We start from the raw sequence: 21,201 nt of genomic DNA, 5'->3' as shown, positions 1-21,201 counted from the left end.
TCAGGCTTCCTTGCGCATCGTGAAGAACGTACGAGCGTTGTTGATAAGCAGGTCACGTACGTATTCTGGATCGAAGCCTTCGGCGATCATGCGTGGGCCGTCCACGGCTGGGTTGTAGTCCACGCCGGTCACCGAGCCATAAGCCTTCTGGTAGGAAGCTTTGCCAGAATCGGTTCCGAGGAGGATCCGCTTTCCGTAGCCCTTTTCGCCAAGCTCGCGCACTTCCATGATGCGGTTGGAGTCTGGCTGGTACTTGATGCGGTTTGTGCCGTCGATCTCGAGGTAGGCGCCGGTGTCGAGGATCTGCTGGAGATAGTACACGTCGGCGTTGCGCTGGATGTGTCCGATGGCGATTTGATCGGCCGGCACGCCCATCGCGATGAGTTCTTGTGCCTGCTCAAGGCCGCAGGTGCCGAATGTGGTGTGCGTATTGATCGGTGCGCCGGTTTCGATGGAGGCGTTGGCGCAGGCCTGCATGCACTTGCGCTCGAAGTCGGTGATCATGCCGTAGGAGGTTGCTACCTTGATGCAGCCTGCTTTGACGTCGGTGCGATCAACGATTGGGCCGGAGTAATCGTGGCGATCAATACCTTCGTTGATATCGGCGATGAGGAGTTCGGTGATTTGATCAACGCTGTAGCGCGTTACCCAGTGGGAGCGGGTTTCGAGGTAGACCTTCTCGCGGTGGAAGCCGGTGGTGGCTATGATGTGGAGGTCTTTGACTCGCTTGTTTACTTCCACGAGTTTGTCCATATCGCGGCCGGAGTTAGCTGGGCACATATCTACGACTGTGCCGGTGTTTGCCCAGTTCTTTGAGGCGTCTACGAAGAGCTGAGCTTCGTAGACTGCTTTATCGACGTCGGCGAGGAGGTGGTCGGGGTCGATGTAGACTTCGCCTGCTCCGGTGCGGATGAGGTGGTCGTGGGCGTTGACGACGCCGAGTTCGGATGGATCGACGTCGCCGAGGATTGTGCGTGCGAAACTCATTGTGATCTCCTTTGATTCGGTTTGTGCTGCGGCTTGTGTCGTGTGCTTTCGCGCTTCCGGTGTGTGTTGCGTCCGACGTGTGCTTTCGCTTCGTCGTCTGCGCCAGAAGGTGTGTACTGAGCCAGGTGGTGCGTACGAGCATTTGTTGCCGCAACGGTGTGTTCTTCTCCAGAATCACACGGGAAAGCGGGCTTGCCAAGGAAAAAGTTGAACATTTGTTCATTTTGATATTTTTCGAAAATGGACATGTTTGGATAATGTGCAGGTAAATAGGGGTTCCGTTTTTGGGAAAACGTGGCAGAATGAACATATGTGCAATAGTGATGGTGACCGTAGGCGTTTACATCTACTCATCGATGTGGCTCGTGCCTATTACGAGAATGGCGAATCTCAAGCGGAGATTTCGCATAGGATTGGATACTCGCGTCCAACGGTGTCGCGAATGTTGCAAGAAGCTAAAGACTTGGGGCTTGTGAAGATCACGATTTCGCATCCGCTTGAGCGCCTGGAGCGTTTAGAGGAGCGAATATGTGCACTATATGGAGTGGAGCGAACACTTGTATCGCAGCGCTCTGGGCCGATCGGGCCACCGCAGTTAGCTGCGGAATTTGTGGCTTCGCAGACGCCGCGCGATGGCTTGATTGCGGTGTCGAATGGAAGTTCAATTTCGGCCACGGTTGACGCATTGCCGCAGCAACATCGCAGCAATTCGTGTGTGGTGCAGATGCTTGGATCTTTGGGAAGATCGAATCCTTTGGAGGATTCCCCGGAGATTTGCCGGAGAATGGCAGCAAAGCTCGGTGGTACGTATCGTATTTTGCCGGCACCGCTCGTGTTGGATTCGCCGGCAACTGCGAAGTTCTTGCGCCAAGATGGGCAGGTTGCTGCTGTTTTGGAGCTGGCTGCGCGTGCCGATTTGGCTTTGGTAGGTGTGGGAGCGCTGGTAGCCGACGTGCCGGGACAGATTTTTCACGGCTGGTATTCGGCCGATCTGGATCGGCAGATTGCCCGCCAAGGCGCGGTGGGGCATATTTGTGCACATCATATTGATAGCTCGGGTAACCATATCCAGACGCCGTTGTGCAGGCGGATTATTGCGATGGACGTGGAGAAATTGCGTACGATTCCACAGGTCGTGGCTGTGGCGTGGGGGAGTGAGAAGATCGCTGCCTTGCGTGCTGCGTTGAAAGGTGGCTATATCAATACCTTTGTGACCGACGAAGCTACTGCGAATGCGCTGGTACACAGTGAGAGCATAAGTTAAAGAAGTGAAAGCATTGGTTAAACAAGCGTAGGGTATAGGTATGCGCGATTCGGCTTTGAACTCAGACGGTTTTTCTTTTGATCACGTGTATATGGCTTTTTCGGGTGAGAGTGCTCGGGGAGCGGCTGGCGGCAGTGTAGCGTGCACTTTGCTGGTTGGTGATCCTGATGAAGTATTTCCGCTGGCATCGGTGACGAAGCCGATTGCGGCGTATGCCGTTTTGGTTGCGGTTGAGCGTGGTTTGGTGGATTTGGATGCCGACGCCGGTCCCGCAGGTAGCACAGTGCGGCATCTGTTGGCGCATGCGTCCGGTTTGCCAGCAGAGGCAGGGGAAGCTATTGCAAAGCCAGGGCAGCGTCGGATTTATTCAAATTATGGTTTTGACGTATTAGCGCAGGCGATAGAATCGTTGGTTGGGATGCCTATCCAGGAGTGGATTCGCGAATCAGTGTTGGATCCGCTGGAGATGGATACGGCTGAGATTGCGGGCAGTATTGCTCATTCGGGACGGGCAAGTGCTGATTCCTTGGCTAGGTTCGTGTTGGAATTGATGAATCCGCAGCTGATTTCGCATGAGTTGTTGACGGAAGCTGTGCAGGTGCAATTCGGCGGTATTGCCGGTATCGTGCCTGGCTATGGCCGGCATGGCGACAATTGCTGGGGTTTGGGATTCGAACTGCGCGGGGAGAAATCTCCGCACTGGCTGGGCGGAAATTTCTCCCCGGCCACATTCGGCCACTTTGGGCAATCAGGATCTTTTATCTGGGTGGATCCGCAGGTTAATAAAGCGGGATTGTTTTTAGGCGCACAGAATTTTGGTGACGAACATATTAAGTATTGGCCAGGGCTAACGGATGAGATGCGTGGGTTGTAGTACGTTCACTCGACACAAACCATGGTATTTTCCGAAGTAATACCCTGGTAAGAATACCTTCTAGATCACCTTGAAGGTAGTGCTCCGCCGGGGCTTCGTGAAGATTACATCTAACTTAAATAGAGTTACTCAAAGAGTAAGTATTGGGTTTTCTTTCCAGCCCTCACACTTGGAAGCAATCTCACCCAAACAATCCGAAGAATTCTTTTGCCGTCAAAATCTTGATTGGGATTCCTAGACTCTCGAAGCGCAGTGCCTCGCGCAGTTTGCTAGACGGATTTGGGCGCTCACGTAAGGGAACGGCGTCGTCGCCTCCTACTACCACGATCGTCGTCGACGGCCCTACCGAACCAGCCACGCTCGCACCTGCCGCTTGAACGATAGCCTTGAACTCGGCACGCGAGAATCCGGGAACTGCGCCCGTCACGCATACGCGCTCACCTGCCAGAATACCGCTTCCAATACAAGCGCGCTTGAATGCTTCGAGCTGCGCGGGAGGGATCGAAACTCCGCCTGTACCCTGTCGCCGAGATCCCGACGTGCCTACCGTGCGTGACCGGCTACGCTGGCGTACGGCGTCGGAATATCCGACTATCGGCGGGCAGACCGCACAGAGGTGATCGTAGCCGTATTCGTGCTGGAAGCGGGTAAAAATCTTGCCCGCAGCGTAGGCGTCGTCAATCGCGCGGTGATGCAAAAAGTCTTCATCTGGGAAGTAATGCTGGAACACCGCGTCCAGATTCTTCTTCGGCAGCTCGTGTGTGAGCAGCGCTCGCGAAAGGCGTAAGGTGCACGAACGCGGATTCTCAAAAGGTGCATAGCCGTAGAGTCGGTTCAAATCGCTCAGCACATAACCGTCAAAAGCCATATTGTGTGCAACTAGTGGTAAATCGCCAATAAAATCTGAAATCTGGGCGAAAAGGTCGCCCCATTCGGGCGAATCAACCACGTGGTGCGCTTCAATGCCGTGAACTCGCACGTTACCCCAGTGGAACTCGCTCATCGAATCGTGCGGACGAATCAACGTGTAGAGCGAATCAGCTGGCGCGCCGGCGTCGTCAAAACGAACCAAACCCACCGAACAAGCTGAAGCACGGTTCGAATTCGCCGTCTCAAAATCAAGAGCTACAAAGGGTTGCATAATGACGAGTCTATACCTTGATCGCTGCTGTGGTTTATGGTTGTGCGGTGTTTGCCAGCATCTTGCCCAGATGCAAACTCAGGCGGAGAACTCCACAATGACCGGTACGTGGTCTGAAGCGCCCTTGCCTTTGCGTTCGTCGCGGTCAATTTGTGCCCCGACCGCCTGAGTGCTCAGCGCTGGCGAAGCATACACAAAATCGATGCGCATACCTTGATTTTTCGGGAAACGCAGCTGCTGGTAGTCCCAGAACGTGTAATTCGTGGCGAAGTTGCGAGTAACCTCGCGCATTCCCGTCTCTTCGAAAGCGAAAAACGCCGCGCGTTCGGCGTCGCTCAGGTAGAGGCCGCCCTCCATCGCGGACGGATCCCACACGTCGTCGTTGGTTGGGATCACGTTCCAGTCGCCCACAAATGTAAATCGTGCATCGGGGTTGGCGGCAAGCATATGCTGCGCATATGTGTTGAGATGGGCAAGAAAGTCCAGCTTGTAATGGTAGTGTGGATCGCCTACTGCACGGCCATTTGGCACGTACAAACTCCAGACGTCTATGCCGTTGATCGTTGCGCCGATCGCGCGCGCTTCTGGCATATCGCCAGGTAGATAGAGCGCGTCGGTATCCGGTGTGCCCTTGGTGAAGCCAGGCTGGTTCGGGAAACTCGTGCGAACATCGCTCAGTTCGAGTCGAGAAATCAGCGCCACCCCGTTCCACTGGTTGAAGCCGTGGGCTGCCACTTGGTAGCCAGCGGCTTCAATCTGTTCGGCGGGAAACTGTTCTGGTTTGCATTTGATCTCTTGGAGTGCGAGTACGTCGAGGTCGTGGCGTTGGAGCACGTCAAGGATTCGATCGGCGCGGGCGCGGGCAGAGTTGATGTTCCATGTTGCGAGTTTCATGGGTTTAGTCTAGCGGGCGGACTGCGGGTGTGGCAGCTGTGGTAGGTGGGCCGCAGAGATAACTGTGGGCGATAAACGCAACTTCTCGATATATATGCAGAAGTTGCGTTTATCGCACCAAGAATCCGAGCTACGCAGACAAATTCGTTTCTCCTTTGGCGATCATTTCAACGTGCCCGCTCAAAAGCGGTAGGCTACTTGCATGGGAAGAGCACTGATTACAGGAGCGAGCTCAGGTTTAGGCCGCGAATTTGCCTGGACCTTGGCCGCCGAAGGAAATGACCTCGTACTAGTGGCACGCAATCGCGACCGCCTCGAAGAGTTTGCCAATGAGCTGCGCCAAAAGGCGAATGTGGGCGTGGAGGTGCTCCCGGCAGACCTCAACAGCGCGGAGGGCGTCGATGCAGTTGCCCAGCGTATTCAGTCGGTCAACCAGCCAATCACCCTGCTCATTAACAATGCGGGCATGGGGCTTGGCCAAGATTTCGTTGGCGGCGATATTGCGCGCGAACTTAATGCTGTGAACGTGATGGTCAATGCGGTGCTGGTGCTCACCCATGCTGCGGTGAACACAATGGTGGCGCGCGGGCGCGGCACGATTATCAACGTTTCTTCGATCACGTCGATGACTGTGCAGGGCACGTATTCTGCTCACAAGGCTTGGGTGAAAGTTTTCACGGAGGGGCTGGCGACTGAGCTTGAGGGCACGGGTGTGAATATCACAGCCGTCATGCCTGGTCTTATGCACACCGAGTTCCATGAGCGTGTGAATGTTGACGCTGGTCAGTGGCAGGAATTCATGTTTATGGATCCGCAGATGGTAACGAATGTGGCGCTTGATGCAGCGCGTCGTGGGCAAGTAATTGTTGTACCAACTCCGATGTACAAATTTACGTACGGACTGCTCAAGTTTGCTCCGCGTGCGTTGGTGCGCAAGTTTGCGGGTCCGAAAATGTCGGGAAGGCTGTGATGACGGCGAATTCCGAGAAGGATTTTTCAACGACGACGGCGCCCGGTTCCGTTTCTGGTGCAGGTAGCAATGTGGAATTGGGAGCGTGCTCGAATTCAGACGACGGCAAGCCTGCTGACGTTGTTGCAAGTGTTAGCGACGGTGCAAGTGCAGGCACTGTTGTAAATTCTGATGCTGAAAACCACTCTGAAGTGCGTGAAAAGTTGCGTATAGACCAAAATGACCCGGATTATCAGACGCAGTCGCCGGGAGTTGGTCCTTGGGAAGGGCCGTGGCCGAGCGAGTCGCGCTATGACCCTGAGCTGCTAAAAAATGGTGATCGCCGCAATGTGGTAGATAAATACCGCTATTGGACGCTTGAGGCGATCAAAGCGGATCTTGATACCACTCGCTCTGAGTTGCATATTGCGATTGAAAATCTGGAGCACGACCTCAACATCGGCTCCATCGTGCGCACTGGTAATGCTTTCAACGTCGGTGCCGTTCATGTGGTGGGGCGTAAAAAGTGGAACCGCCGTGGTGCAATGGTTACTGATCGGTATATGCACGTGCATCACCATCCAGATCCAGACGATCTTTTCACTTGGGCACAAGAGAATGACTACGCTGTGGTGGCAGTAGACAATATGGATGGATCGACGCAGCTAGAGAAAACTGAGTTACCCAAACGCTGTATTTTGGTGTTTGGGCAAGAATCCAATGGGATTTCGCCTGAGCTACTGTCGAAATGTGAAAAAGCAGTGTATATCCCGCAGTTTGGTTCTACACGGTCGATGAACGTCGCAGCCGCGGCTGCGATTGCTATGCATTGGTGGATTGCTCAGTACCGCGCATAGTACAAAACATCGCACACAGCACAAAACATCACGCATGGAACAAAACACAAATAAACACATAAACGTCACATGTGACCTGCCAACCCTAATAAAAGGCACAAAGCGCGCATACGGTACATAGTATGCGCGCGGTGGTGGTCATTTCAGCCATCCGTTCATACGAGCTGCACGTTGGTGCTAGGATCACTTGTGCGGGTCTATATACCCAATACTGAAGCACTTTAAGTGAAATACTTAAGGTGTTCTCATCCCACATCGAAGGAGTTTTTCGTGGCAATCGCAACCCCAGAAGTTTATGCAGAGATGCTTGACCGCGCTAAGCGCGATAAGTTTGCTTACCCAGCAATCAACGTAACCTCATCGCAGACGCTCACCGCTGCACTGCAAGGTTTTGCTGAGGCCGAGTCTGACGGCATTATTCAGGTTTCCGTTGGTGGAGCTGAGTACTGGGCAGGTTCGACGATCAAGGATCGCGTTGCTGGTTCGCTCGCAATGGCTGCATATGCCCGTGAGGTAGCCAAGAACTACCCAGTTACTGTTGCACTTCACACTGATCATTGCGCTAAGCAGAATATTGACTCGTGGATTCGCCCAATTATGGAGCTTGAAGCTGAAGAAGTTAAGGCTGGCCGCGATCCGTTCTTCCAGTCACACATGTGGGATGGCTCGGCTGTTCCGCTCGACGAGAACCTCGTTATTGCTCAGGAACTTCTTGAGCTTTCGCAGGCAGCACGTACGATTCTTGAAATTGAGATCGGCGTTGTTGGTGGCGAAGAAGACGGCGTGAAAGCAGAGATCAACGAGAAGCTCTACACCACCGCTGAAGACGGCATCAAGACTGTTGAAGCTCTCGGACTTGGCGAAAAAGGCCGCTACATCACTGCTCTGACCTTCGGAAACGTTCATGGTGTGTACAAGCCAGGTGCTGTTAAGCTGCGCCCAGAAATTCTTGGCGACATCCAGAAGGCTGTTGGCGAGAAGTTCAACGCTGGTGATCGTCCATTCGATCTCGTTATGCATGGTGGCTCCGGTTCGACTGCTGAAGAGATTGCGACGGCGGTTGCCAACGGTGTTATCAAGATGAACGTGGACACCGACACCCAGTACGCATTCTCCCGCCCAGTAGTTGATTGGATGTTCAAGAACTACGACGGCATGCTCAAGATCGACGGAGAAGTTGGCAATAAGAAGCAGTACGATCCACGTGCGTGGGGCAAGGCTGCTGAAGCTGGCATGGCAGCCCGCGTGCTCGAAGCATGTGAGCGCCTTGGTTCGGTAGGCACCAAGCTTAAGTGAAGCCTGCTCAAGTGAAACTCCTCAGTAAGCAGTCCAATAAGACTTACTAGGCAGTAAAACTTACTTCTACAGGGGAGGGGAAGCGTTCATCTCCATGAACGCTTCCCCTCCCCGCCAATTGCCCTAACTTAGGGCAAAGTTAACCGATCACTATTAGCTCTCCCACAACGTTTTAGCCAGATTCTTGCGATGGTGAGCGATCCGCGCTGTGCGCAGCGGATTCCTATCGACCTCATAATCAAGCGCGTTTCCAGTATTGGCGAAGCGCGATTCTTCAGTGAAATACTCCAAAGCCGCTCCCTCGAGCTGCTCAGCTACGGCTTCCCGGGTGGCAGTGATCCAGTTGAAAGGCTGACGCACGATCTGCGGTGGCTCCTGCCCAAGTAAATCGCGCATTGCCACATCAATAAAGTTCACACCATTGAGATTGGCGTAATAGAAACTCCGCCCGAGCCGCGTGTTCATCTCGAGCACGTACGGCACACCACTCACTGCATCGACTTTGAAGTCGATATTGAAAAAGCCTTCATAGCCGAGCTCACGCACGATTTTCTCGCAAGTTTCTAGCAGGTTAGGGCGATTAGTGTCGGTCAAAAGGAGATGATTACCCACCCACATCGGTCGATGATCTGAGAGCACCGACCGTGCGTGTGCGAAAACGCAATTGCCGGTGCGGGGGCTGCGATACCCGTTGACCGAGTACTCTTGCGTGTGATCGCCGTTGATATAAGTCTGCACGATCATCGTACCGGTAAATCCCGAGCGATAAACTGCCGACAAATACTCGCGCGCGCCCTCCGGCGTCGTGGCGTGAAAACCCTTGTGCTTCTCAGGGAAATCGTAGGAATTAAACAGCTCATAGTTAGCTGCTTTTATGAATTGCGGCCCTTGAAGCGGCAAATCCAGGTAGTTTTCCGGCGTCGCATTATACGTGCGTGGAATTTCGACGCCGAACTGGGCCATTTTCTCGTAAAAGAAGCTCTTATCCATCAGCGCACGCCCCAGTTCTTTTTCTGGGTAGGGTAAAAACGGCTTAAAGTCGAGTAAATCGAGGGATTTATACAGCGTGTGCAAGTATTCTTCGGTAGGAGCAAAGATCATCACGTCGGTAACTTCGCCTGCATGCTGGTGATACACCGAATTGAGGAGCGCTGCGAAGGCGTCGAGATCAGTGGAAAAGTTCGGATCGGTGTGGATCTCGGCAATCGTCGTCTTATAAAAAGGTAGGAGGACGCCGGCGCCACAGACCGTTATTTTTTCACCCGTCGTTTCGTGGTAGCTTCGCGCGATGGTGTAAGAATTTTCGTCGGTGCCAAGTGATATGGCGAGGATTCTACGCACTTTTCCCTCTCAAATCTTTACGTATTATTTCTTGATGAAGTGCCCGTACGTATCCGGATCAATCACGATGTCCAAGTTCCCGATCCAGGATACGACGTTGTCCTCAGTGAACTTTTTCTTGAACTGGTACAGACCGTCGTCTTCATCTGTGGAGAAAATGCCACCCATATCGTAGTAGTCGCAACCAGCTTGCGCGGCGTAGCAAATCTCTTCGTAGTTGATCTGGTAGCTCTGGCCGAGGTTGTATTCGTGCGTGTCAGCGCCATAAATAGAGAAAGCGCGTTTGCCGAAAGTGATGAGGAACGACGTGGCGATGGCTTCGCCGTCGTACATCGAGAAACTCAGTCGCGTATTGTTTGGGAAAGCGTCATAGAGCTTTTCGAAGTATTCGTAAGGGCGGTAAGACAGCCCGTGGTGCTTGTTCATGATTTCGAGAATGCGATAGAACTCGGGGAGGTCAGCGCGGGTACCTACCTTATTGCTGATGCCAAGGCGGTAGGAGCGACGCACGGTTTTACGAGTTCCGCGAGACAGCCCGGTGAGGATTTCTTCCCCGGAGCGTCCACCAATATTGAGCACCAGACTTTGAAGTGGCTGCGTTGTGTTTTTTGGATCTTGGGTGAACGTGTACCCGGCGGCGGCGTACTTCTCTACCAGCTCGGCGTCGTAGGGAACTTCTGGATCGATACGTGCCACGAAACCCTCGTGTTCACGCACGTAGTCGGTGACTTCAGCGAATAGCTCGGTGACGGTATCGACGTCGTACAAATCGCAAACAGGCCCGCGAGGTGCGTAGAAGAAATATCCGCCTGCACGCTGGTCAAAAATGGACAGCAGTGAGATGGCAGCCTGGATTTCGCCGTCGCGCTCAATATACAAATGATGGCTTTGCCAGTTGTCCTTGACCTTGGCCCAATTTCGGGTTTGAAGGATGGTGGCATGGGGCGAGTGGGCGAGGAATGTATCGAATTTTTCCACGCTGGGCTTATTGGTGACGTCGAGAATCATATGAACAGTATATATAGAGACGGAATTAGTATTTTCATTTCACACACGCCTTGTAGGGAGATTCTCTACTTGGCGCCTTTTGCGATGAAGAATTGCAGGATATGAGACTTTCCCTCTCGGCATGTGAAACATGTCGTCATGGCGGCTTGGAGGTCGCTATTATTACTAAGTAAAGCGTGCTGTGGAATTTTTCCGTCCGCGTGGCGTTTTACGAATAGGCGAAGAGCTCATCAGTAAACGTAAAGGACGTGAAGCAAGATGCCAGCAGTTATTATCGTGGGTGCTCAGTGGGGCGATGAAGGAAAAGGTAAGGCCTCCGATCAGCTTGGAACCCAAGTGGATTACGTAGTGAAATATAATGGCGGAAACAATGCTGGGCACACCGTCGTCGTCGATGGTGAAAAATTTGCTTTGCACCTGCTGCCTGCCGGCATCCTAACCTCAGGTTGTACGCCGGTGATCGGCAATGGGGTAGTGGTTGATCTTGAAGTGCTTTTCTCGGAAATTGAAGAGCTTAATTCGCGCGGGATCGACACCTCTAAGCTGCGCATTTCTAATAACGCGCACATCATTCCTTCGTATAACAAGACGATGGACGCCGTCAATGAGCGCATGCTCGGCAGCCGCAAACTCGGTACCACCGGGCGCGGCATTGGCCCAACGTATGCCGACAAGATGAACCGCATTGGCCTGCGTATTCAAGACCTTTTCGACCCCTCGATCCTGCGGCAAAAGGTGGAGGGCGCGCTTCAGCAGAAGAACGGCATGCTGGAAAAAGTGTATGGCGAGGACGGGTTCGACGTCGATGCCGTCACCAACGAGCTGCTTTCCTATGCTGATCGCGTCAAGCCGATGCTGATGAATGTGACGGCGGAGCTCAACCATGCGCTTGATCGTGGTGAGACGCTCGTATTCGAGGGCGGACAGGCTGTGATGCTCGACATCGATCATGGCACGTATCCGTTTGTGACGTCGTCTTCTTGCTCGGCTGCCGGCGCCTGCACGGGCTCTGGTGTGGGGCCGCGCCGCATTGACCGGATCGTTGGCGTGGCGAAGGCGTATATCACTCGCGTTGGTGAGGGGCCGTTCCCGACTGAACTTTTCGACGAGTGGGGCGAGCGCTTGCGTGAAGTTGGTGGAGAGTATGGCACGACGACGGGGCGGCCGCGTCGTTGCGGATGGTACGACGCCGTGGTGGCGCGTTACGCCAGCCAGGTCAACTCGTTGACGGATATCGTTTTGACGAAGTTGGATGTGCTTACTGGCATTGAGCAGATTCCGGTGTGTGTTGCTTATGAGTTGGATGGTGAGCGGATTGAGGATCTGCCGGATTCTCAAACTGCCATGCATCATGTGAAGCCAATTTATGAGTACTTCCCCGGGTGGACGGAAGATATTTCGCAGTGCCAGACTTTCGAGGAGCTGCCGCAGGCAGCGCAGGATTATGTGCTTAAACTCGAAGAACTTTCTGGTTGCCGGATTTCTTCGATTGGTGTTGGGCCTGGCCGCGATCAGACGATTGTGCGTACTTCGTTGCTTGACTAAAACACAGATACGGAAATGGGGAGTTTTTTGCAACATCTCGATATGCGTCGAGATGTTGCAAAAAACTCCCCAAGTTTCATAGTTTTCATACGGATCATGTGGCCATCTGACATGAGGGTTGAGCTATCTCAATAATCAGATTTGTCTTGCGCCAACGATGAAGATCTGGTTATGATTTTTTACGACGAGTCCGTTAGGAAACGTTGTCGCCGGGTCCTTAAGAAAAGGACCCGAGCTTTTTATCGGCGCCATTTTCGAGCCGTTTTGATATATTGTCCTGTAGTGGTTTGTAAACACGCTGGCAGGCTCTCTTCGTGGATTTAGAGGAACTTGTATTTTCGTTGAGACGGCGATGGAGATAAGCAACAATATCCGCACTTTGAACGCCGAAATGGTTTCGCGAATCGACAAAATTGATTGTAGGGTCGATGTGAAGAAGCTTTTGGCTACGGTATCCTAGGGTTAATGCACCACAGTAATATTCGATACGTTGTTGATAAGTGGCTTCATCGGGGACAGTGTCCGCGATAACTTTACAGACCTCACTAGTGTGATATAAATGCTCATTTATCCGTTCAAGCAGGTGGCGTAAACAGATCTCGTGCGGAGGGTCAGGATACTTATAGCGATCATTAAGCCGCTTGGTGTCAACACCCTCGATGAAAATCTCTACTCCAGATTGAGAAATTGCTGTAGTTAAACGGTGAAGAAGAGTAATGGATGAACCAAAGTTTCCATTAACAGCGACCCAGTCATCACGACCCGTCATGATGGAGTGCCCGTGAAATTCTGGGAGGTGGGGGAGATTATTGACGATTTGGTAGTAGCTAGCTATCTTCAAAAAACGGCTTTCCAGATCAGCCAATTGGGATGCTGTCGCCAGCACACCAGCAATGTAGTAATGCCCAGCATTGTATGACTCGTCAACAAAAAGTGTATATTCCACGGCAACTATTAGTTTCTTCGTTTTATGCAGCAGCAACAACGTTGAGTATGCGTGTGTGATCGCTCGTTGTGGTGTGGGCGGGAGCTTCAAGCTCCCGCCCACACGTCCATTTACATTGATTTATTGCTTACGCCAGTTGTTGTAATCGGGGGTGTCGTCCTCGGTGCCGTCAGTTGACGGCGCTGGCGCGGTGCCTGGCGCAGTTTCCGATGCCAACGGAGCGTCGGCTGCCGGCGGCACTGGCAGGGTTGGTTCTGCCGGTGCCACTGGTGGTACAGGCTCGCCTGGTTGCTGAGCAATTGGTGGGACAGGTGGTGCTGGTGGAACCGGTGGCTGACCTGGCATTGGCTGTACAGGCGCCGGGGCTTCTGCATATGAGAATGGCGATCCTGAACTTTGCTGCGGCGCACCTTGCGGATTGTATTGGTAAGGAGCTCCTGGTGTAGGTTGCTGGCCGTATGGATTTTGACCATAAGGAGACTGTCCATCAAAGCCATAGCCTTGCGCAGGATTGTCATTGGACTTCTTGCGAACCAAGAAGAATATGCCAACTCCGATTAATCCTAGAACTACAAGTCCGCCCAGTGCCCATGGCAGGATTGAGCTTTCTGACTCTTTTGCCTCATCAGAGCCGGAGTCTTTCTTAGCTTCGGAGCTCTTCTTTGCGTCCTTCTTGGAATCGTCTTTCTTGTCGTCTTTAGTAGTCGCTACACTACCCTTAGCGCTCTTCTTACCCTCGACGGTGATCTTCTTGGATAGGATCTTTATGTCGTTGTAGGTCGCCGTGTTGCCATTGACCGTTGCTCCATCAGCTTTGACAATCTCGCCAGGCATCTTGACGTTGAACGAGAACTGCACGTTGAACTGCTTGAACATCTCAAGATCTTGTTCTTTAAATTCCGTTTCGCCGTCGGTGCCAAAGTTCAGGATGTAGCTATCAGGTGTTTCGATCAACGTGTCGCCATTGACCGCGCTACCTTTTGACTTAATAGTCATAGTGCAGTCGAGTGTGTTGCCTGATGAGTTGTCGGTCATCTGGATGTCGGTAAGCACCTTGTCGATTGTCGTGATGTCCATTTCTTTCTCAAGATCTTGGCACTTAAACTGTTGTGCAAACATGCCAGAATCGTCTTTGAAATGAAGAGCAATCTCCATCGATCCATCTTCGTGAACTGCGACGTTATTGTGCGATTCACAAGCAGTGAGCAGCAGGGCGAAAGGAAGCAGGAACGCTGCTACTTTTCTCCGAGATTTTTTGGTAGCACCTTGCATGCTGTTCTCCCTAGGTAAAGAGTGAATGTGATATTTCATTTTCAACTATAACGGAAGAAAATAAATTTTCGCAGAAAAATATGGATACACGAAAACTTAGGACTGTCTACCTTGGTTGGCTCAATTTCGCGCTTAGCCGTATTGGCGTTAAAAGTAGAGAAACTGCATGAAACAACAGAGAATGGAGACGAAGTATACGCGCTGGTATTTCGCAATATCATAAGGAAAATCGCGAGCCGATAGTCCCACCAAATCCGCGCTACTTCAGTGGACAATAGTTATTGGAAGAAAATCCGGTACAACATCGCCCAAACTCTAGGAGGATATGCGATGACAGACAAGACCTACACAGTTGACGAAGTACGCGAAGGTGCACCTTCCATCGCTCCAGCTGATCTCATCGAATGGGTAACTGAGGTTGCAAACCTCACCAAACCAGCGCAGATCGAATGGTCCGATGGCTCCCAAGAAGAATGGGATCGTCTCACCACGCTTATGGTTGATAGCGGAATGTTCACCCGCTTGAACCCAGAAAAGCGTCCGAACTCTTTCTTGGCTCGTTCCCTTCCATCTGACGTTGCACGTGTTGAGTCCCGCACCTACATCTGCTCCGAAAAGGAAGAAGATGCAGGCCCAACCAACAACTGGGCAGATCCAAAGGAAATGAAGGAAACCCTCATTGGCGAGAACGGCGTGTTCCGTGGTTCGATGGCTGGACGTACCATGTACGTTGTTCCTTTCTCAATGGGACCACTCGGCGGCCCAATTTCGCAGCTTGGTGTTGAGCTCACCGACTCCCCATACGTCGTCGTCAACATGCGTATCATGACCCGCATGGGCGCTGAGGCACTGAAGCTCATCGGTGAAGGTGGAGCTTGGGTTCCAGCAGTTCACTCGGTTGGTAAGCCGCTCGCTGAAGGTGAAGCTGACGTTGCATGGCCATGCAACGATGAAAAGTACATCACCCACTTCCCAGAGACGAACGAGATTTGGTCCTTCGGTTCCGGTTACGGCGGTAACGCACTGCTCGGCAAGAAGTGCTTCGCACTGCGTATCGCTTCGACGATGGCACGTCGCGATGGTTGGATGGCAGAGCACATGCTCATCCTGCGTCTTACCGATGAAAAGACTGGCAAGCAGTACCACGTAACCGCTGCATTCCCATCGGCTTGTGGCAAGACCAACCTCGCCATGCTCCAGCCAACCATCGAGGGCTACAAGGTTGAGACCGTTGGCGACGACATCGCTTGGATGCGTCCAGGTCCAGACGGACGCCTCTACGCAATCAACCCAGAAGCAGGCTTCTTCGGTGTTGCTCCAGGAACCTCGTACGATACCAACCCAATGGCTATGGACTCCATGAAGGAGAACGTAATCTTCACCAACGTCGCATTGACCGACGACGGTGACGTGTGGTGGGAAGGCATTGACGCCGAGCAGCCAGAACACCTCATTGATTGGCAAGGTAACGATTTCACCAAGGCTGATACCGAAGCGGGCAAGAAGGCTGCTCACCCTAACTCGCGCTTCACTGCTCCTGCTGCTCAGTGCCCAATTATCTGTGAGGATTGGGAGGCACCACAGGGTGTTGCTGTTGACGCAATTCTCTTCGGTGGACGCCGCGCAAGCAACGTTCCACTTGTTGCAGAAGCATTCGACCAGACCCACGGCGTATTCGTTGGCGCAACGGTTGCTTCCGAGCAGACCGCAGCAGCAGAAGGTGCCGTTGGCTCCCTGCGTCACGACCCATTCGCTATGCTCCCATTCTGTGGCTACAACATGGCCGACTACTGGGGTCACTGGCTCGAGATGGGCGAGAAGCTTGGCGAGAAGTTCCCGAAGGTATTCCAGGTTAACTGGTTCCGCAAGGATGAGAACGGTAAGTTCATGTGGCCAGGATACGGCGAGAACGCTCGCGTTCTTGACTGGGTTGTGCGTCGTTGCGCAGGCGAAGTTGATGCAATTGAGGGCATGACTGGCCGTTACCCGAAGTTTGAGGACTTCAACCTCGAAGGCCTTGACATCACTGCTGAGGATTGGGCAAAGCTCTACGCTACTGATCCAGAGGCATGGAGTGCTGAAGCTGAAGATTCGGCCAAGTACTTCGAGCAGTTCGGCGACAAGCTTCCTGCTGCTATCGCAGCTGAGCTTGACAAGCTTCGCGCACGCATCGCTGATGCCAAGTGAGCTGAATAGTAAGAGCTAGAACTTAAGCGACATGAGGGCTGGAGCAATTTGCTCCAGCCCTCATGTTCTAGTGAGATATGCGCACGTTCGTGTGTTATTTTCGGTGAGCAACCAGTACGCTTGCACTAGTGGCTTCGACGAGGAAGAGAGGTATGATGAGCGCCTTTTCTTCGGGCATTGCATCAATTCCGGGATGGTCACATACGTCTAGCGGCAAAGTTCGTGATTTGTATGTGCCAACCAGCGCGGATTCGTATTTTGGCATGGAAACTATCATGATGGTCTCTTCTGATCGGATAAGCGCGTTTGATTTCGTGATGCCCTCTGTGATTCCAGACAAGGGGAAGTTTCTGACTTTCCTTTCGCGCTGGTGGTTTCAGGAGTTGGCAGGGATTGTGCCTAATCATCTGCTCGACTGCGAGATTCCCGAGGCGGTGCAAGATCGGGCTTTGGTTGCACAGCGATTGAAGATGTTTCCGGTGGAGTGCACGGTGCGCGGATATTTGGCGGGTGTGGCTTACGAGGAGTATCAGCAGACGGGTGCTGTAGCTGGGCAGAAACTTCCTACTGGTATCGCCGATTCGGAAGAACTTGCCGAACCGATTTTTGTGCCGTCGATTAAAGCGGCGCGCGGTGAGCACGACGAGAATATTACGTTCGCCCAGTTTAAAGAGATTGTTGGCGCGAGTAATGCGGAATTGATACGCGATTATTCGCTCACTGTGTATCGCCAGGCTTATCGCACGTCGTATGAGCGGGGCTTGATTCTCGCAGATACCAAGCTTGAGTACGGGGTTCCCTACGATAACGGGGAAGACGACGTCGTGTTGGGGGACGAGCTTCTGACGCCGGATTCGTCCCGTTTTTGGTACGTCGATAAATATCACCCTGGTCGACCGCAGCCATCTTTCGATAAGCAGGTAGTGCGCGACTGGTTGGTGTCTGAGGAGAGCGTGTGGACGCCGTCGTCGCGCCTTTCGCCACCGCAACTACCGCAAGATATAGTGAATAAAACTCGAGAAGCATATCTCGCGGTTGTGCACACTTTAACAGACTGAAAATGTGCTGTTTAGTGGAGAAATATCACGTTCATTTTGCTGGATTTTGCGCCTGCGCGAAGTAATTGAATGCTATGTTTATTAAGTCTATTTTGAGGACTATAATAGCCAATATGGTTATGTGATTTACTCGATTTCGTGTTTATGGGGAAGTTAATGCCAACGATGATGCCGGATAATGGAAACAAACAGGACGGTCGTGCGCTGCGCTGGGTTCGTCACCGCGAGGAACGCACGCGTAAATTCGTTGAAATTACGTGCGATGTGGTGCGTAAATATGGCTATCAGGTGTCGATGGATCAAATTGCTGACTATGCAAAGACGTCGAAATCGATTTTGTACCGCTACTTCCCGGATAAGGTAAGTCTGCAGTATACGGTGGGTTCTTACATCGTAGGGGACCTCGTTGGGCGAATTAAGTCGGCTATGATGGAAGAGACTTCACCTGAGTGTATGATCAAGTCCGCCATCGACGTCTATCTCGATTTCATGCTTAAAGATCTTGACCTCTATATCTTTGTGCGCATTGGCGATCTTGAGGGTGAGCCGGGCACTTCGAAGCTGTTGAATTTCGATGAGGTATTCCTTTCGACGGCGGTGGGTACAGCTGTCGATGACCAGCTTGATTACGTACATGGCTCGCGGCTCGATGCGAATGTGGGCGACGGAAAAGTAGATTTCGGCGAGGGTACTGAGGGCAATCGCAAGCAAAAGTTGGTTCGTAGCCATATTGGCTCGGTTGCTTTGGTTTCTGTGATTCGGTCAGTTGCGGAGACGTGGCTTTTTTCGAAGCGTATTGTGGAGCGGCCTGCTGATTATCCAGGTTTCGAACTCGATGAGGCGGATCGTTTAGTGGCGGAGTTGAGCCAAGATGAGATCAAGGATTACATCTACGCTTGTGTTGAGGGTGGAGTGCTAGGTAACTTCCGATAAGCACCCCTATTGTGCTCATTATATCTACTAGTTAATGAGTGTCATGGTTGTGGGTGTATTGGGCTGTGAAGAATTCTGCTCTCGCATGGGAGAAATTTGCGAGTGGCGGCATGCCTCAATAGTAAATTCCCTGTAAATCGCTAGTAACAGTTTCATCATTTTGCCTGTAATGCCCCAAAAATTCACGTACCATGAAAAAGCACATGTATACGTACTTAAAAGGGGTAAGTATGAATTCTCATTTGTTGCATTCCCGTGCGTCAAAAGCAGTGGGTGCGGTATCGGCACTCATGCTGGGGCTGGTGGGAATAACTGGTACTACTGCAACAGCTGCAGATGGCGATATTGCCATTGATTTGGCAGCTATCTCTGACTTTCATGGTCAGATAGACAAAGCTGCAGCGCTAGATTTTCAGATTGATGCGATGCGTACCGCCAATCCCAATACGCGGTTCGTTTCTGCTGGTGATTCGGTAGGTGGTTCGGCGTATGTGTCGTCGATCGACAACGATACGCCAACGTTGGAGATCCTCAAAGCAATGCAGCTATCGGTAACTGCTGCGGGTAACCACGAATTCGATAAGGGCTACAGAGATCTCGTTGATCGTATTAAGCCAGGTTTGGGCGTACCAGTGCTCGCGGCGAATCTTGTGGGAGCTGCGGATCTCAATACGCCGCCGTACCATATTGAGACTATCGCAGGCGTCAAGGTCGCTTATGTCGGCACTGTTACTGACGAGATGCCGACGCTCGTCTCTGCAGAGGCGATCAAAGGATTGACGTTCACCGATCCGGTTGCCGCAACCAATAAAGTAGCGGAACAACTCAAGGACGGCAACGATACGAACGGTGAGGCCGACGTCGTCGTCGCCCTCATTCATAAAGATATCGCGGCAGCGAATCAACTCGGACCAAAAGTAGACATTGCGTTCGCGGGCCATTCGCATCTTTCCCAGACAGGGAAAACTGCCTCCGGTGCTCCTACCTGCCAAACTGTGAATGCGGGAGCGGATTTTGCCAAGGCGCATATCGTGGTCAGTGCTGATCACAAAAAAGTGACTGCAACGTGCGAATTGGTCAATATCGATCCGAAGGTCGGCGAGAGCGACGATATCAAGAAACTCTACGAGGCTGCTAAAACTAAGGCAGATAATCTTGGAAAAGAGCCTGTTGGCACTTTGGCTAATGGAGCCTGGCGCGGCGCGGCACCAAGCGCTGATCCAACAAAGCCTGAGGCAATCGGGATCGGCGGCAACCGCGGCACTGAATCTTCGGCAGGTAACCTTTTAGCAGAGGTTTTCTACCAGTACTCAAAGAAATTCTCCAAGCCGGCTCAGATCGGAATTATGAATCCTGGTGGAGTGCGCGCAGATTTTGAGCAGGGGCAGGTCACGAAAGGTCAATCGTTTACGGTACAGCCGTTCGGTAACGTTTTCGGGACGAAAGATTTGACCGGTGCACAGCTCTACAAGCTGCTTGAACAGCAGTGGAAGACGGATCCGCACAACCCTGATCCAAAGGTCTCACATCCATTGCTGCGACTGGGGCTGTCGAAGAACGTGAAGTATGTATACGATCCGGCTGCTCAGCTGGGCAAGATGGTTTCGGAGATCTACGTTGACGGTCAGCTCGTTCCAAATGATGCCTCAAAGGTATACACGGTGGCGTCGAATACGTTCCTCCTCGGCGGTGGAGATGGGTTTACCGTGTTCAAAGAGGGTACTGGATTCGTTGATACCGGCATGAAAGATAATGATGCTTTTAACGACTTTCTCACGAAAGCGACTGGTGAGCAGGGGCCTTACCTCGTTGACTATTCGCAGCGTTCCTATGGTTTGACACTCCCAGCCGAGCTCGTTGCAGGTACAACTGCGAACATTGAGATTTCTTCGCTGTCTATGACCGCTAATGAACCAAAGGCCACACAGGCTGAGGTGTCTATTGAGGGCGTGGGCTCGCAAGCTGTCACGCTCGATAACGCGATCATAGCTAAACTTGATGAGACGGGCCGCGGCAAAGCCGTGATTGCAATTCCTGCCAATACGCCGGCTGGAAAATACACGGTGAAAGTGTCGGCCAAACTGCCAAACGGGATGGTTTCTGAGGTTACAAAGCAGATTATGATCAAGGCGGCTGAGCAGGCTACCGGTCCGGTTTTTGCGGACGACGCCGCAGTGAAGGGTTTCATTGACGCCTCCGGTGTTTCAGTGGTCAACGTTGCTGCAGTGCGGGGGCAGAAGATCGATTTGGTGTTCCCAGGTTTAGCGGCCAATGCTCAAGCTGATGTGTATTTCTACTCGCTTGCCAAGCTCATTGCGACGCAAACTGTGGGTGCCGACGGCGTTCTCAAGGTTTCCTATACGATTCCGCAAGATATTGCGTTAGGTACGCATTACGCGGTGGCGCAGACTGCCGATAGGTCTTTTGCAATACTGCGGATCGTGGTTGGCGAAGCTCCAGGTGTTGGCACTGAACTATTGGCCGAAACAGGTGCTAAGAATAGTTCGCTTGCCGCTATCGCTGTACTGTTGGTGCTCTCAGGATTAGGCGTGGTTGGAATTGTGCGCCGCAGTCGATCTTGAGATAACTTTGCTTGAGTGTGCATGTTAATTGTGCATGAGCAGGCTTAGCAGGGGCGTTTGCGCCATA

General features: G+C 52.4%; 18 protein-coding genes. 10 read left to right on the top strand and 8 right to left on the bottom strand.

The features are described 5' to 3' along the window. Complete coding sequence (locus JOD55_RS00350; protein ID WP_204397553.1) at nt 1-987, bottom strand: phosphotriesterase family protein; 987 nt, start codon at nt 985-987, stop codon at nt 1-3. Continuing rightward, nucleotides 984-1,235 carry a hypothetical protein gene (locus JOD55_RS00345; RefSeq protein ID WP_204397551.1) on the bottom strand — a complete coding sequence of 84 codons (252 nt, stop codon included), beginning with the start codon at nt 1,233-1,235 and terminating at the stop codon, nt 984-986. The genes JOD55_RS00350 and JOD55_RS00345 overlap by 4 nt, the downstream gene beginning before the upstream one ends. 62 nt (nt 1,236-1,297) lie before the next feature. On the opposite strand from JOD55_RS00345, the gene JOD55_RS00340 reads away from it, so the two are divergent. Next, on the top strand, nt 1,298-2,251 hold the full coding sequence (locus JOD55_RS00340; RefSeq protein WP_204397549.1) for a sugar-binding transcriptional regulator: 954 nt from the start codon (nt 1,298-1,300) through the stop codon (nt 2,249-2,251). Between the two features lie 40 nt (nt 2,252-2,291). After that, on the top strand, nt 2,292-3,125 hold the full coding sequence (locus JOD55_RS00335) for a serine hydrolase domain-containing protein (RefSeq protein WP_204397547.1): 834 nt from the start codon (nt 2,292-2,294) through the stop codon (nt 3,123-3,125). A gap of 181 nt (nt 3,126-3,306) precedes the next feature. On the opposite strand, the gene JOD55_RS00330 is transcribed toward JOD55_RS00335, so the two are convergent. Both JOD55_RS00330 and JOD55_RS00325 read right to left on the bottom strand, forming a co-directional pair. Further along, complete coding sequence (locus JOD55_RS00330) at nt 3,307-4,266, bottom strand: exonuclease domain-containing protein (RefSeq protein ID WP_204397544.1); 960 nt, start codon at nt 4,264-4,266, stop codon at nt 3,307-3,309. Nucleotides 4,267-4,344: 78 nt separating this feature from the next. After that, the gene (locus tag JOD55_RS00325; RefSeq protein WP_204397537.1) at nt 4,345-5,160 is read right to left on the bottom strand and encodes an exodeoxyribonuclease III; all 816 of its coding nucleotides are present in this window, start codon (nt 5,158-5,160) and stop codon (nt 4,345-4,347) included. A gap of 202 nt (nt 5,161-5,362) precedes the next feature. Here JOD55_RS00325 and JOD55_RS00320 point away from each other — a divergent pair, with 202 nt between their 5' ends. The 3 genes from JOD55_RS00320 (at nt 5,363) to fbaA (ending at nt 8,262) form a co-directional block, all read left to right on the top strand. After that, complete coding sequence (locus JOD55_RS00320) at nt 5,363-6,130, top strand: SDR family NAD(P)-dependent oxidoreductase (RefSeq protein ID WP_204397535.1); 768 nt, start codon at nt 5,363-5,365, stop codon at nt 6,128-6,130. After that, the gene (locus JOD55_RS00315; protein ID WP_204397533.1) at nt 6,130-6,966 is read left to right on the top strand and encodes a TrmH family RNA methyltransferase; all 837 of its coding nucleotides are present in this window, start codon (nt 6,130-6,132) and stop codon (nt 6,964-6,966) included. The genes JOD55_RS00320 and JOD55_RS00315 overlap by 1 nt, the downstream gene beginning before the upstream one ends. A gap of 270 nt (nt 6,967-7,236) precedes the next feature. Then, the gene (gene fbaA / locus JOD55_RS00310) at nt 7,237-8,262 is read left to right on the top strand and encodes a class II fructose-bisphosphate aldolase (RefSeq protein WP_204397531.1); all 1,026 of its coding nucleotides are present in this window, start codon (nt 7,237-7,239) and stop codon (nt 8,260-8,262) included. Nucleotides 8,263-8,415: 153 nt separating this feature from the next. Here the strand turns inward: fbaA and JOD55_RS09265 are convergent, their stop codons facing one another. Continuing rightward, complete coding sequence (locus JOD55_RS09265; protein ID WP_204397529.1) at nt 8,416-9,603, bottom strand: ATP-grasp domain-containing protein; 1,188 nt, start codon at nt 9,601-9,603, stop codon at nt 8,416-8,418. 24 nt (nt 9,604-9,627) lie between these two features. Further along, a complete protein-coding gene (locus JOD55_RS00300; protein WP_204397522.1) occupies nt 9,628-10,611 on the bottom strand; it encodes a lipid II:glycine glycyltransferase FemX in 984 nt (327 codons plus the stop codon). A 258-nt stretch (nt 10,612-10,869) separates the two neighbouring features. Between JOD55_RS00300 and JOD55_RS00295 the strand changes: the two genes are divergently transcribed. Continuing rightward, nucleotides 10,870-12,156: an adenylosuccinate synthase gene (locus JOD55_RS00295; protein ID WP_204397514.1), complete on the top strand. Its 1,287-nt coding sequence runs from the start codon at nt 10,870-10,872 to the stop codon at nt 12,154-12,156. 217 nt (nt 12,157-12,373) lie between these two features. Here the strand turns inward: JOD55_RS00295 and JOD55_RS00290 are convergent, their stop codons facing one another. Together JOD55_RS00290 and JOD55_RS00285 are read right to left on the bottom strand one after the other, a co-directional pair. Continuing rightward, nucleotides 12,374-13,102, bottom strand: coding sequence for a DUF3800 domain-containing protein (locus JOD55_RS00290; RefSeq protein ID WP_204397512.1), 729 nt, complete (start codon nt 13,100-13,102; stop codon nt 12,374-12,376). A 120-nt stretch (nt 13,103-13,222) separates the two neighbouring features. Continuing rightward, the gene (locus JOD55_RS00285) at nt 13,223-14,374 is read right to left on the bottom strand and encodes a hypothetical protein (RefSeq protein ID WP_204397510.1); all 1,152 of its coding nucleotides are present in this window, start codon (nt 14,372-14,374) and stop codon (nt 13,223-13,225) included. A gap of 330 nt (nt 14,375-14,704) precedes the next feature. On the opposite strand from JOD55_RS00285, the gene JOD55_RS00280 reads away from it, so the two are divergent. The 4 genes from JOD55_RS00280 (at nt 14,705) to JOD55_RS00265 (ending at nt 21,134) form a co-directional block, all read left to right on the top strand. Then, a complete protein-coding gene (locus tag JOD55_RS00280; RefSeq protein WP_204397508.1) occupies nt 14,705-16,561 on the top strand; it encodes a phosphoenolpyruvate carboxykinase (GTP) in 1,857 nt (618 codons plus the stop codon). A 152-nt stretch (nt 16,562-16,713) separates the two neighbouring features. Continuing rightward, nucleotides 16,714-17,619 (top strand): phosphoribosylaminoimidazolesuccinocarboxamide synthase, encoded by a 906-nt coding sequence (locus JOD55_RS00275; RefSeq protein ID WP_239538916.1) that lies wholly within the window; start codon nt 16,714-16,716, stop codon nt 17,617-17,619. A 156-nt stretch (nt 17,620-17,775) separates the two neighbouring features. Beyond that, nucleotides 17,776-18,552 carry a TetR/AcrR family transcriptional regulator gene (locus tag JOD55_RS00270; RefSeq protein WP_204397506.1) on the top strand — a complete coding sequence of 259 codons (777 nt, stop codon included), beginning with the start codon at nt 17,776-17,778 and terminating at the stop codon, nt 18,550-18,552. Nucleotides 18,553-18,782: 230 nt separating this feature from the next. Continuing rightward, a complete protein-coding gene (locus JOD55_RS00265) occupies nt 18,783-21,134 on the top strand; it encodes a bifunctional metallophosphatase/5'-nucleotidase (RefSeq protein ID WP_204397504.1) in 2,352 nt (783 codons plus the stop codon). Nucleotides 21,135-21,201: the final 67 nt, after the last annotated feature.

This window comes from Arcanobacterium pluranimalium (assembly GCF_016907845.1).
In the GTDB taxonomy this organism is placed as follows: domain Bacteria; phylum Actinomycetota; class Actinomycetes; order Actinomycetales; family Actinomycetaceae; genus Arcanobacterium_A; species Arcanobacterium_A pluranimalium.
This window is presented reverse-complemented; position numbering and strand designations above follow the sequence as displayed.

Excerpts from the sequence above, each read along its gene's own strand:
- JOD55_RS00350 (WP_204397553.1), bottom strand. The coding sequence starts at position 987 with ATGAGTTTCGCACGCACAATCCTCGGCGACGTCGATCCATCCGAACTC.
- JOD55_RS00345 (WP_204397551.1), bottom strand. The coding sequence starts at position 1,235 with ATGTCCATTTTCGAAAAATATCAAAATGAACAAATGTTCAACTTTTTC.
- JOD55_RS00340 (WP_204397549.1), top strand. The coding sequence starts at position 1,298 with ATGTGCAATAGTGATGGTGACCGTAGGCGTTTACATCTACTCATCGAT.
- JOD55_RS00335 (WP_204397547.1), top strand. The coding sequence starts at position 2,292 with ATGCGCGATTCGGCTTTGAACTCAGACGGTTTTTCTTTTGATCACGTG.
- JOD55_RS00330 (WP_204397544.1), bottom strand. The coding sequence starts at position 4,266 with ATGCAACCCTTTGTAGCTCTTGATTTTGAGACGGCGAATTCGAACCGT.
- JOD55_RS00325 (WP_204397537.1), bottom strand. The coding sequence starts at position 5,160 with ATGAAACTCGCAACATGGAACATCAACTCTGCCCGCGCCCGCGCCGAT.
- JOD55_RS00320 (WP_204397535.1), top strand. The coding sequence starts at position 5,363 with ATGGGAAGAGCACTGATTACAGGAGCGAGCTCAGGTTTAGGCCGCGAA.
- JOD55_RS00315 (WP_204397533.1), top strand. The coding sequence starts at position 6,130 with ATGACGGCGAATTCCGAGAAGGATTTTTCAACGACGACGGCGCCCGGT.
- JOD55_RS00300 (WP_204397522.1), bottom strand. The coding sequence starts at position 10,611 with ATGATTCTCGACGTCACCAATAAGCCCAGCGTGGAAAAATTCGATACA.
- JOD55_RS00295 (WP_204397514.1), top strand. The coding sequence starts at position 10,870 with ATGCCAGCAGTTATTATCGTGGGTGCTCAGTGGGGCGATGAAGGAAAA.
- JOD55_RS00285 (WP_204397510.1), bottom strand. The coding sequence starts at position 14,374 with ATGCAAGGTGCTACCAAAAAATCTCGGAGAAAAGTAGCAGCGTTCCTG.
- JOD55_RS00280 (WP_204397508.1), top strand. The coding sequence starts at position 14,705 with ATGACAGACAAGACCTACACAGTTGACGAAGTACGCGAAGGTGCACCT.
- JOD55_RS00275 (WP_239538916.1), top strand. The coding sequence starts at position 16,714 with ATGATGAGCGCCTTTTCTTCGGGCATTGCATCAATTCCGGGATGGTCA.
- JOD55_RS00270 (WP_204397506.1), top strand. The coding sequence starts at position 17,776 with ATGCCAACGATGATGCCGGATAATGGAAACAAACAGGACGGTCGTGCG.
- JOD55_RS00265 (WP_204397504.1), top strand. The coding sequence starts at position 18,783 with ATGAATTCTCATTTGTTGCATTCCCGTGCGTCAAAAGCAGTGGGTGCG.